7 protein-coding genes are annotated in these 12541 nt (G+C 46.9%); 6 read left to right on the top strand and 1 reads right to left on the bottom strand.

Annotated elements, in window-relative coordinates; all coding sequences use genetic code 11:
• Positions 1-15 precede the first annotated feature (15 nt).
• Both PTW35_RS11010 and PTW35_RS11005 read left to right on the top strand, forming a co-directional pair.
• Positions 16-2184, top strand: coding sequence for a glycoside hydrolase family 3 N-terminal domain-containing protein (locus tag PTW35_RS11010; RefSeq protein ID WP_281025025.1), 2169 nt, complete (start codon positions 16-18; stop codon positions 2182-2184).
• 191 nt (positions 2185-2375) lie between these two features.
• Positions 2376-3125, top strand: a complete 750-nt coding sequence (locus tag PTW35_RS11005; protein ID WP_281025024.1) for a helix-turn-helix domain-containing protein — start codon at positions 2376-2378, stop codon at positions 3123-3125.
• A 15-nt stretch (positions 3126-3140) separates the two neighbouring features.
• Here PTW35_RS11005 and PTW35_RS11000 read toward each other — a convergent pair whose 3' ends face one another.
• The gene (locus PTW35_RS11000) at positions 3141-3998 is read right to left on the bottom strand and encodes an AraC family transcriptional regulator (RefSeq protein WP_281025023.1); all 858 of its coding nucleotides are present in this window, start codon (positions 3996-3998) and stop codon (positions 3141-3143) included.
• A gap of 197 nt (positions 3999-4195) precedes the next feature.
• On the opposite strand from PTW35_RS11000, the gene PTW35_RS10995 reads away from it, so the two are divergent.
• From PTW35_RS10995 to PTW35_RS10980, 4 genes are all read left to right on the top strand, one after another.
• Positions 4196-5986, top strand: coding sequence for a solute:sodium symporter family transporter (locus PTW35_RS10995; protein WP_348637721.1), 1791 nt, complete (start codon positions 4196-4198; stop codon positions 5984-5986).
• 77 nt (positions 5987-6063) lie between these two features.
• Positions 6064-7680, top strand: a complete 1617-nt coding sequence (locus tag PTW35_RS10990; protein ID WP_281025022.1) for a sulfatase-like hydrolase/transferase — start codon at positions 6064-6066, stop codon at positions 7678-7680.
• A gap of 99 nt (positions 7681-7779) precedes the next feature.
• The gene (locus PTW35_RS10985; RefSeq protein ID WP_281025021.1) at positions 7780-8457 is read left to right on the top strand and encodes an SDR family oxidoreductase; all 678 of its coding nucleotides are present in this window, start codon (positions 7780-7782) and stop codon (positions 8455-8457) included.
• A gap of 826 nt (positions 8458-9283) precedes the next feature.
• Positions 9284-12517, top strand: coding sequence for a hypothetical protein (locus PTW35_RS10980; RefSeq protein ID WP_281025020.1), 3234 nt, complete (start codon positions 9284-9286; stop codon positions 12515-12517).
• Positions 12518-12541 lie beyond the last annotated feature (24 nt).

The raw sequence follows: 12541 nt of genomic DNA, 5'->3' as shown, positions 1-12541 counted from the left end.
TAATGAAGGATGATTATGAATATTCCAGATTATAAAAAGTCAGGCTTGCCAGTTGCCGTTCGAGTTGAGGACTTGCTCAGTCGGATGACGGTTGGCGAAAAGGTAGGTCAACTCTGCCAGACCCCTATGCGTCACTACGATAAGCGTCGCGAAGAACATTTGGCTGCGGTGAGGGAAGGACGATTTGGTTCAAGGATCCTTGCCGACACGGCCTGGGCGGGAAATGCGCCTGGCGAGATTGTTGACCCGGTGCAACTCAATGAAATCCAAAGGGCGGCGGTGGAAGAGAGCCGATTAGGGATCCCACTCATTATTGCCCGGGATGTGATATACGGCCAGCAAACAGTCCTACCCATCCCGCTGGCACAGGCGGCTTCATGGAACCCTGGTCTGGTAGAGCAAGCCTACCGTTGTATTGCAACCGAAGCCGCGTCGTTGGGGATTCATTGGACATTTGCCCCGATGCTCGACATCGTCCGTGATCCTCGTTGGGGTAGAGTTATTGAAAGCAGTGGCGAAGACCCATATCTCACTAGCCAATTTGCTGGCGCTGTTGTCAGGGGATTTCAGGGGCAGGATCTTGCTGCTACCAGCTCGCTGCTGGCTTGTGCTAAACACTTTGTCGGTTATGGAGCCGCAGAGGGGGGACGGGATTACGATACAACAGAGATCACGACCAATACATTGCACAATGTGTACTTGCCACCATTTAAAGCTGCGGTTGAACAAGGTGTTGCGACCTTAATGTCAGGGTTTAATGACCTTGGTGGTACACCGGTCACCGGCAGCCAAGAGCTGATTCAGGGCTGGCTCAAAACAGATCAGCAATTTGACGGTATGGTTGTCAGTGATTGGGGATCGATCTCAGACTTGAGCTATTTCGGCGTAGCTGACGACTTGGCCGAATCTGCGGTACAAGGGCTGAACGCTGGTGTCGATATGGCCATGACCTACGAGGTATATGACGACAACCTGGCAAGGTTGCTCGAGCAGGGCCGTATTGATATTGAAAGGCTGGATGATGCGGTTAGTCGTGTACTGACCGCTAAGTTCAAAGCGGGGTTATTTGAACGGCCATATGTCGATGAGCGGTGGCATAAAACAGCACTGCGTGCAGAAGTGCATGTGGAGAAAGCGCTTGAATTAGCTGAGCAGTGTATCGTTATGCTAAAGAACCGTGGTCAGTTGCTGCCATTGCCTAAGCAAGGGTTGAAACTGGCTGTGCTGGGACCGCATGCCCACTCGCGTCGGCAACATTTGGGACCTTGGTGCCTAGATGGAAAAGCTGAGGATGTCACTTCTATTTTTGCAGGCATTACGGCTGCAGCCCCAGAACTTGAGGTGATCACCGAGTCAGCGGTTTTCAGTGATGAAATGGTTGAACAAGCTCACCGAGCGGATGTGGTGGTGCTTTGTGTTGGGGAGAGCCATCGCCGTACCGGTGAGGCAAGGAATGTTGCAGAGTTGGCCTTACCTGCTGGGCAAGAAGAATTAATTGAAGCGATTGGTAAAATAGGTAAGCCTTTGATTGTAGTGCAGTGTACCGGGCGTCCTCTTCCTTCGCCTTCAGCGGAGCAATATGCCGATGCCTTGCTCTATAGTTGGCAGCTTGGCACCGAGGTGGGTAAGGCCTTAGGCCGTATCTTGTTTGGTGACATCTCGCCAAGTGGAAAATTGCCTATTTCGGTCCCGCGTTCTACCGGGCAAGTACCGATCTACTATTGCCGCAAACCGATAGGCAAGATGCGTGCTTTTCAAGATTATATGTCATATAAAGATCAACAAGATACGCCTTTGTACCCCTTTGGATATGGCTTGAGTTATACCAACTTTGCTTATTCCGATCTCTGGGTGGAACAACCGGTTATAACAGGTGTAGAGAATCAAATAGTTTCAGTTACAGTAACTAATACAGGGCAAGTAGAGGCATCGGAAATCGTTCAGTGTTATATACGCCAGCATGTTGCTCGAACTACCCGACCAAGCAGAGAGTTAAAAGGTTTTAGGCGCATACACCTAGCACCCGGTGAATCTTGTCAGGTTAGCTTTAAGCTAACCGCTATGGAGTTGGGCTATTATACCGAAAACGGTGATATGGTTTTATCTGACTCGAAGATTGATGTGTTTGTCGGGGAGAGTTCCCAAACCCAGTACAGCACCCATTTTTATTTATCGGTTCAATAACGCTTTTCTCTAAGTGAATACCACTGTGTCCAATTGGGGCAGTGGTATTTAGCGCAATGCTGTTTCAATCTAGCCTGCCTTTCATGACTTATCTTTATCTTCATAGGGTTAGTAAACTCTGATTGTATGCTATGTCACACTATGGTGACTGGCTACTATGGGAAAAATTGCAATTTTGGTATATATCAAATATGAACTTTAATGAATCTGACAATTATTCGGCCCCGGCCTGCGCAAGGGGTTTTTGGGTGCTGCAATGTCTCACTACCGCGAGGCAACCGTTGACTTTGGAACAGCTGTATCAAGTTTCAGGTGTCCCTAAGGCAACGCTTTCAAGAATTCTCGATACCTTGGTCCAGATGGAAATCTTGCATCGCCATAAAGATAAAAGCTATGAAGCTATGCGCCAACTTACCGCCGTCACGAATGCGGATATTGCCGATTTTGAAACGACCCTCAAAGTTGAAATGACGTCGCTGAGCAAGAAGTGTGGCCATACCGTGGAATGGTATGAGTTTTCTAAAAATGGCATGGTATTGCAACACAGTGTCAGCCCGATCTTGGAAAGGCGGGTGTGGGCAAAGGAGGGGTATGTCCGAAATTGGCTGGGTGAGGTTGATGCCGTATACCTAGTCGGCAAAGCATTTTCTCCAATGCCCGTTGCCGTCAATGAGACTCCCTGGCGTTATGAGACGAAAGGTGACAGGGTTATTCTTACTGATGAAGATGAAGCCGACCTTATTGCCAAGGCAAAATTAAAATGTTGCTATGCGGATATAATGTTCAATGAAAATGGTGTTCGGCGAGGAGCCGTTGCCTTATCATTTTTAGGTAAGATCAGAGGGGTGTTGGCAATAGCGGAATGTTGGACACCGGCAACGGATATGCATGAGATTAATGCGATTAGCTATTTACAGTTGGTCAAAAAGCGATTCGATTGATAAAGAAGCCCGTTTTTACTCTGTCTCTTCCCTGATCAACGGTTGTGACGTTTCTGCAATCGGTTCGACAGTTGAGGGGGGATAACCAAAGCGTTTTTTGAAGACATTGCTGAAATGAAACGCATCAGAGAAGCCAAGGTCAAAAGCTATTTGCGAAATAGACTTGTTTCCCCGTTTCAATACGCCGAGCGCGATATCAAGTTTCAGCTGTAGGTAATATACTTTTGGTGATTTACCGGTATGATTGAGAAAAAGTTTCCTTAAATGTTGTTCACTACACCCAATAAATAGTGCCATCTCCCTGACCTGCCAGTTATCGGATAATCGGTGGTGCATCTCTTCTATCACCGACTGCACGCTGTTATATGATTTTGACTTTTGCTCATTGTTAACTGTTAATAACCATTCATAAAATATTTTATTGAATATCGCTGCTGCATAACTATTGTAATCAACTTTTTGCTTTTGTAATGAATCCAGTAATTCTTCGAATTGAATAGCAAAATGCCTGTGATTATCGATCTGGATCACTTTTTGTTTTGGTATTCGATTTATAGTTTCTGGGTCACTGTTAATTTCAATCCAATACAACTTCCATATTAAACCATCACACCGATAGCAATGAATTGTATGTGGGTCGAGAAAAATCAGTGAGTTACCTCTAATTCGAATTTCTTCCTTGGTTTTTAAGTTAATGATTCCATTTCCTTTTTCTGTATAGATGATGACTAAGGTATTCTCTCTGTAGGGCAGTCGCCTGTCGCGAGGCCATAAATTAATATAATGCTCATCACCGATCACATCCCAGAAAGAACGAATACCAACACTGTTGAAGTTCACATTTTTAGTAATTACCAAGGGTTGATTTTTCATAGTTTCGTTTTTTACATGGATTGGTTCGTTAACTACATCTAATAATGTGTGACTTTAAATTATATTCCTTGTTGATATTTAGAAATGATGAATGTTTGTGACGGATGTCAATATTATTAATGACAAGTCATTAGGCATGTATTTGCAGAGCGCAAAAACATACTTATAGCGGATAACGATAATAAATCGCACCCTACATGGAGAGTTTACACATGATAGCAATGAGCTCGTTCATATTATTTACTCTATTGGTTGCCTGGATATCATATAAAGCAACTAAACAAGAAAACCTCAAACAATCAACAGGTTATTTTTTGGCTGGACGAAGCTTGCCCTGGTTTGTCGTCGCCGGTTCGTTGTTCCTTACTAATATTTCAGCAGAACAGTTGACCGGGCTGAATGGTAATGCGTTTGCCAACGGTGCCAGCGTCATGGCCTGGGAAACTGTCGCGGCAGTGACAATGATTGTGTTGGCTGTGGTGTTTCTGCCAAGGTTTTTAAAAGGTGGGGTAGCAACGGTTCCCCAGTTCCTTGAAGCGCGTTATGGCAAGCGGATGCGCTCTGTAGCATCATTCATTTTCATCTATGCCATTGTAATTGGTTTCCTGCCTTTTGTACTTTATGCAGGGGCAATTACTCTTGGAAAATTATTTGGGGTAGCAGAAGTTCTTGGTGTGAGTGAAACCGCCGCAACTTGGCTCATGGTGATAGGACTCGGTATTGTCGGTGGGATTTATGCGGTCTTTGGTGGGCTCAAAGCCGTTGCCGTTTCAGATACTGTTAACGGCGTAGGCCTGTTATTGGGGGGCTTTCTGGTCCCCATCCTAGCGTTGTACCAGCTTGGCGATAGTAGTGTCGCCGAAGGCTTTAATATTCTGATCTCTGAGTCTCCTGAAAGAATGGCGGCCGCCGGGGTAGGAGACAGTGCGGCGATCCCCTGGCATACCTTGTTTTCCGGTATTTTACTCATTAACCTTTTCTACTGGTGTACTAATCAGGCTATTGTTCAGCGCTCACTGGGGGCAAAGAACTTGGCGGAAGGCCAAAAAGGGGTATTGGCTGCTGCAGCAATGAAAGTATTGGGCGTAGCCATGTTGGTGCTTCCGGGTATCATTGCGTGGCACATGCACCACAAAGGGTTGATTACTGTACCAACCCGAGGGTTTACCGAAGCTGGGGAAGCAATACTCGCCAAAGATATGGCCTATCCAACTCTCGTCCGGGAAGTCATGCCGACATGGATGACGGGGTTCTTTGGTGCCGTTTTGTTTGGCGCTGTTATGAGCTCTTTTAACAGTGGTGTTAACAGCCTTTCGACGCTAGTAAGCTTGGACATCTACAAAGAGATCATTAACCCGAAAGCCGACGATATTAAAGTGGTTCGGGTGGGTAAACTGTTTGGTGCGGTGACGATTGCAATCTGTGTCTGTATCGCTCCTTTTATTGCCCATGCGGATGGCCTTTACACCTTGATGAGAACCATCATGGCGGTGATCAATGTCCCCATTTTGACCGTCATCTTGGTCGGTATCGTCTCCAAACGTACGCCAGCGTTGGCAGCATTTATTGCGTTACCGGTGGGGATGGTCACTTTCTACATGACACACTTTGTTCTCAAGGGGGACTTTGGCTTGTTCCAGATCCACTGGCTCCATATCGTCGGACTGAATTTCCTCTGGATGGTAGGCATTATGATGGTCGTACGTTACTTTAAGCCAATGGCCAAGCCATATGAGCAGTTCTATACCAATCAAGTAGAGGTGCAGCCTTGGAAGTATGCCGCACATGCTAGCTGGGGGATTATTGGTTTGTTAGCTCTGCTTTATACGGTGTTCTCTGAGATTGGCATTCTTGGTCAGCAAGGCAGCGCGGTAAAGGTGATTGCAGTATTGGCCATAATTGCTGTTTGCTGTTTCGGCCTCAACTACATGATAACTCGCCGTCAATTGATAAAGCCAAGCTCAACTGGCGTGGCAAGAGAAGCCTAATTCTTGTGCGGTATAGGCAGGAGTATCCCTGCCTCCCTTCAAGCATATCTATCTTTATTTTACTGTGAGAATGAAGTATGTCAGTTTTTCAAGATTCTGGTTTTGAGCATCAATTCCTTGACTCGAGATTGCGTCAAGGGAGTTATCGCGTTGATCCTACTGTATCTAAGCCGAATATCGTTTTTATCACCGTTGATATGATTTCCCCGGATTGTTACTTTACATCTCGGCCACTGGCTCAGGTGATTCAAACACCGAATATTGATGCCATATCAGCAGAAGGTACGAGCTTTTGTCGTACCTATACAACCAGCCCGTTATGCGGACCCGCGCGCGCCGCGATGTTCACAGGCATGCATCCACCCTATTTGACCAATGGTGAACGGGCACTATGTGGCTCGCAAGTGGATTTACAAGTGGATGATGTGATCTTTCAGGATTATCTAAAAGCAGAGGGATATATCCTTAAACATGCAGGAAAATGCCATGTCGGGGTAGATAAATTTATCCGCACTTTTGGTGAGAACGTGCATGCCTGGGATCGATGGGGGCCGCCGGTCGTAGATGACGACCGGTACCTTGACTACCTTGATCATTTAAACGTACAGCCTCCGCGATATCGACGGGAACTGGTCGGATTGAGGACAGATAAGCAAACGCCAGCGAACTCATTCGGAGGCTGGATTGAACAGACTGATGGTGCGGATTTTCCTAAAGAGGCCCACTATTCTGCATTTCTTGCCGATTTGACGATCCGTCAGATAAAAGCGGCTAGACGTCAGGAGCCAGGAAGACCATTTTTTGCCCAGCTAGATTTCTTCGATCCTCACCAGCCTTATTCAATTCCTAGTGGGTTTGAGAAACGGTATGAGGAAATAAAATCTGCGATTACATTGCCTGCAAGCTATACCGAATTGCAAGCAAATAATATCCTACCAGATAACCCAATCTATGCGTTGTACCGCAAATATTGGGGAATGTACGATGAAGATACCGTCATCGACTATATTGCCGCTCACCTGCTTCAGGTCGAAGTGGTCGACTACGCTGTTGGCAGGCTGGTGGATTACTTGAAGTCTGAAGGACTTTGGGACGATTGTGTTGTTGTCTTTTCGGCGGACCACGGTGATATGAATGGCCGGTTAGGCATGGCAGACAAAGGGGTGTACTTCCAACCGGATATTTTTGCAATCCCACTCTATATAAAAGCGGCAAAGCATACTATGCCGGTAATGAAGAAGATTGAGACTGTGTGTTCGGCATTGGATATTGCTCCGACACTGTTGGCGGCTGCGGGTATTGAAAAACCTGCGCATATGGAAGGGAGTAACTTGCTCAAAGTGGCAAGTGGCGGAGAAAAAGAGCCGATGGTGCAGGTTTTCCAGACTGGCATGCATGTTGGGATGAATTTTGGGGCTGCAATCAGACTGGAAATGTCAGGCAAGGAGTGGTTCTACGGTTACAATGCATCAACTGGCTATCAAGAGTTATACGACGTTGATGCAGATGAGCAGGTTAACCTGTTTTATGAAGCCGTTGGATTGGCGATGAGGCCCGAACTGATCAGAAAAATGGCTGAAGTCCTTAGTACCGACGTCCGTTGGCGTGGCTATTGGGCTTCATTTCGTTTACACAATATGGAATACCTCCCTGACGATACCGGAGCGGATATGCAGATGTTAAAGCCGGCTTAATTCTGCTTTGCGTAATTAACCGAGACAGATAAAACCATATGGTTAGCTTATAAAGTATGACAAACTGGTTGATATTGATGTCTATTAATTAGGGATAAAATGAAACGGATATTGGTAACAGGGGCAACGAGTGGGATTGGTTACGCGTTGGCACAACAATTATGCATGAAAGGGTATAGTGTTGTTGCCACTGGTCGGAATTGTGCCAAGTTAGAGGAGTTGGCGGCACTGACGGGTTGTCATATTATCGCGGCTGATTTGAGTGATCCTGAGCAAGCTGTGGCATTGTTCGAACAGGCAGTTGAGAAGCTCGGCGGGGTAGATGTATTGATCAATAATGCCGGAATGAATTCTCGCAAATGTGGTATTGATGAATTCACCCTCGAAGAGTTTGACTACCAATACGCTGTCAACTTGCGAGCACCGGCCTTATTGAGCCGCGAAGCATTGAAAGTCATGAAACCTGCAAGGTCTGGCCAAATCATCAATGTGCTCAGTACTGTTGCTAAGCGTTCAAATGAAACCATGGCTGTTTATACGGCAATGAAACAAGGGTTGGCAGGATTCAGTGCGATATTGATGAAAGAGGCTCAACCACACGGGATCAAGGTTACTTCACTGTTCCCCGGCGGGACAGACACTAACTTCAGGGAAACTGAACGACCGCAGTATATGCAGCCGGAAAGTGTTGCGCAGACTATTTCTGCGTTGCTCGAGTTGCCACAGGATGTGGTGATGCATGAAATGGTGTTTAGGCCGCCGGTTGAATTAGAGTAACTCACTGAGTGAAGCCCCTGTCGAAGAGCTGGGGGCTTTTGTGCACACCGTTCTATCTGATGTCAAACAATCTGCAGATAGTGATAGGCTAGCTATAAAGACTGTCATATGAATACCTCTCGTCAAGCTCAAGCAATTAAAAGTGGTCGAATTCTTGATGTAAAGGGACAGCGCAAAAGCTTGAGCATGTCGAGTTAGTTCAGCCATATTTTGGACGGGTAATGGCGGCGCTGGTTTTCGGTTGCGACTTTTTCCGTTTCTATCTTGTTTCCACCGTTGGCGACCGGTAGAGCTTCAGTTCGGGCTTGAGAGCAAGGAACAACCCTGAAAGACCATTTCAATCTGAAATGAAGGATAATAGCGGTATTGTACTGTACGGTCTGACTGATTATGGTGAGCAAGAGGTGTCTTCTATCAAAATTGGGGCGACGATTATTACTATGAATCACGTGGTGACTACGGGACTCTTATCATAAAATTGTAAGTATCTTCCACTCCCAGCCAGTCAAGGATTGCTTGTTGGAAACCTTTAACGGAACTATTGAGCCGGCAAGTTAACTGTCTTTTGTCATTGTCTTAGTTAAACCCGGTAGCGTTGACGGGTTTTTCGTTCTCATCCCTAATAACGCGACTCATAATGAGTAATCTCCCGCAATTAGCCAGTTTTCCCAAAAACACCTAACTAAATTTTGTAGTAACAGTTGGAAGATTCTGGTTTGTTCCATCTAAATGATAACTGGCTACAGCATAACAATAGAAGGTTAGGTTTATGACGTTTGATATTTTTTGCCTAATAAAGCGGCATGCTTTATGGGGAATCATATTATTGACGGGGTTAGCAGCATTACCTGTAAAGGCCTTTGACCCGGCACCTAATACGGTACAGTTTACCTTTGAAGGCTGTCGGAATGACGGTGATCCGACATTGCTCGCTGACAGAAATAGTCTACCTAACGATGATGGCAATTATACCTGTCAGGATCCGAATACCTTAGGAGGGGCTGATACTCCTTATACCTCAGGTAATTTGGGAAAAGGCTGGGATGAACTGGATCTGGTTCCTTTTCGCTTGATAGCGGAAAACGGCGATAGTGCTGGAGTCGTAACATATGACATTAGGGTGGCGGCTGACAACCAAGATAATGGCAATGCTGGCTACGATCAGATTGTTGATGTCCAGATCATCGGAGGTGGTCTCGACAATGACTTTTCCGATGCAAGCTGTACCTTAATCAGCGTTGGCGCGCCTGTTGTGACCGATCAGGTGAATGGCGGTGCCGATGATGTTATCTACCGCGAACTGAGAATATCTCAGGGCCCAAATACCACCTGTGTCATTGACTGGGCGAACCGGCTGGCAATCGGAGCCAGTCAATTTCCGGGTTCTTCACTGCAAGCGTATGTTTTTGAACAGGAAGGCTTCCAGCAAGGCAGAAGAACGATAACCATTGATGTCGATGCGAGCCAAGCTTTTGGTGTTCGCAAAGACATGACGGCCACTGTAGGCGACGGTATTGTTTGGAATATGACTAAGCAGGCGACGCCAACTACGCTGAACCTTGGCAATACCTGCGACACTTCTCAGGATAACAGCGCTGAAGCCACCATTCGTGTTGAGTGGAGTGTGATACCGACATCGGGGGATGCAGTTCGTGTGGTGACTAACATTTATGTCGCCAACAATATTTCAAGAGAGGTGGTGGTAGATATCACGGATGAGATCCTTGGTGATATTGGCGCGGGTGAAGAATCACTAGATGTTGCTACCTTCAATGGGGTGTCTGTCCCAGCCAATTCTGAAGTGTTCGTTACCCACACGTTTGAAGCGCCGTTGGGTGTATCCGGTTTGAATGATGTCGCGACAGCGACCTTCAAAGATCCCGCGTTAGCGGGTGTCCCTGCCTTTCCTGGCCAGCCGTTAACCACACAATTTGATTTGGTCCAGGATGGTGCTGGTATCCAGCAGGTGAGTGGGGAGCTGACGACTGCAACAGTATCAGATACCGAGCGGTTGACTGGTACGGGGCTGAGCTATTTTGTCTCTCAAGTAACGGGAGCGACTGGTACTTTTTCAGGGAGTTATCAATTAAATACTCCACTGACACCGGCTGATCCCGATCTGGTGTGGACATCAGAGACGCAGCAACCGGGTGAGTGTACCGATCCAAACGGTTGTGCTGTTGGTTTTGTTGAATTTACCAAAACGATTTCGGCAGCGGCGGTTACCAGCACAACCGGCACTCTGGCGGACTGGGCACTGCTAACAGCCTCGGATGGTACCATGGTTGAGAGTGGGACTGAGCAGTCACCGGTGCAAGTCACTGTGACCAGCTCGATTTTAGTCGACCTCGATGTTCGATTGGCGGTGCCTGCCCTAGTTGCGCCAAATACCTTGCAGTGTACAGTGGAAGTGAAAAACTCATCGAATGAGCTGATCGAGACGCTAACCTATGACTTCAACAGCTCAAACAATGATATTACACAGACCATTGATGATATCGCTCCGGACGTCTATACCGCAGAGGTAACCAGTTGTGGCACCTTGGTTGGCGAAACGGTCAAAATGGTTGATTTGACGCTCCCGGCTGAACCAACGCTGTACGATTGCTCAGGTCAGCTGGCATTTGTATTGGTTGAACCAGAGCCGCCGGCACCGGTGCTCGCCGCTGTTGATAAGATCACCATGCCAGCTGGCGAGGAAAATGGCTGGACGATGACGCTGAGAGGCCCGAATACCGGAGCGAATGGTATTGTGCTGGTTACCAGTGACTCTACACCTGGCGCCTATGAGGTTTTCCAGGGGCAGGACGGTGATTTTGAACTAGTCGCCGGGGACTATACAGTTACTGAGACGGTCCGCGAAGGTTGGGTGCAAACTGCAAGTTCCGGTTGTGAGTTCACGGTGACACTGCCTGAGGATGAGGGAACGACTAAACAGTGCTCGTTTACCAATAAGAAGCTTGGGACTATTATCATTCACAAGCTAACCAAGCCGAAATATGGCACCGGTTTTAGCTTCTCGCAAAATATCGAGGGCAGTGATGATTTCATTCTCGATCATGGTCAGAGCAAAGTGTTTGAAAATGTGATTCCTGGCAGTTATCGAGTCACTGAATACGACCCTGCGCCAGACTTCATTCTCATTGATCTGGTTTGCACCGAGTCTGAAATGGTAAATACCCAAACCAATACATTGGCTCGGCAGGCCGATATCGTCTTGGATCCCGGCGAGACGGTCGAGTGTACTTACACCAATCGTGAGAATGGTATGGTGAAGGTGAAGAAACTGACTAACGGTTATGCAACGGACGACGAGTGGAAGTTTACTTTGTCTGGCCCAGGCGTGAATACATATATCGTTACACCGCCAAATATGTTTGACTTTGATGGAATTAAGCTGACACCTTACGAGAAGTACACCTTATGTGAAGTGGACATTCCCTACGGATGGCAGTCATTCTGGATGGTAGATATCAACGGCGATTATTATGTTGATGAAAAGCTGAGATTTGAAAACAGCAGCAATGACGCACCGATTGATTACTACCTCAAAGTCAGCAAGTTGTTCAACCCTGATTATGGAAATATGCAATCTATCTACGAGGATATGTCACTGTGTGTGAACTTTATGGTGAAACCAGGGCAAACCTTGTTCTTCCAGGTGGATAATAGGCAGGTTAAGAAAACAGAGCCGGTGGCTTGTTACGATAAGCCTATCTATGGTGGTTACCTGACCAGCGAGGACTTAGAGACGCATACCTATATGCTCGGTGGGTACCACGTAGATACTTGCGAAGAAGCCACGGAGGTACTGGATAAATATGCTTCATTTGGCAGTGCTGATTATTTGGCCGCTAAGTTGTTCAGCGCCAAACTGCATGAGCAATATGGGCTAACGAGCTGCCAGCAGGCAGAGACAGCCATGCAGAAGAGCCATTCTATGCTCGAGCAGTCTGGATACAGCAGCTATGGCTATCAACCAAGCCGTTGGAGTAGTTGGGATGCCAACAACCTGGTCCGGGATCTCGATACCTATATGTCAGGCTACATGTGCCGATAACAGTTGGAATTGAGTGTTGAGCAA

Origin of the sequence: Photobacterium sp. DA100 (assembly GCF_029223585.1) — a bacterium.
GTDB lineage: Bacteria > Pseudomonadota > Gammaproteobacteria > Enterobacterales > Vibrionaceae > Photobacterium.
This window is presented reverse-complemented; position numbering and strand designations above follow the sequence as displayed.

Coding starts and splice junctions, on each gene's coding strand:
- PTW35_RS10985 (WP_281025021.1), top strand. CDS start 7,780: ATGAAACGGATATTGGTAACAGGGGCAACGAGTGGGATTGGTTACGCG.
- PTW35_RS11010 (WP_281025025.1), top strand. CDS start 16: ATGAATATTCCAGATTATAAAAAGTCAGGCTTGCCAGTTGCCGTTCGA.
- PTW35_RS11005 (WP_281025024.1), top strand. CDS start 2,376: ATGAACTTTAATGAATCTGACAATTATTCGGCCCCGGCCTGCGCAAGG.
- PTW35_RS10990 (WP_281025022.1), top strand. CDS start 6,064: ATGTCAGTTTTTCAAGATTCTGGTTTTGAGCATCAATTCCTTGACTCG.
- PTW35_RS11000 (WP_281025023.1), bottom strand. CDS start 3,998: ATGAAAAATCAACCCTTGGTAATTACTAAAAATGTGAACTTCAACAGT.
- PTW35_RS10995 (WP_348637721.1), top strand. CDS start 4,196: ATGGAGAGTTTACACATGATAGCAATGAGCTCGTTCATATTATTTACT.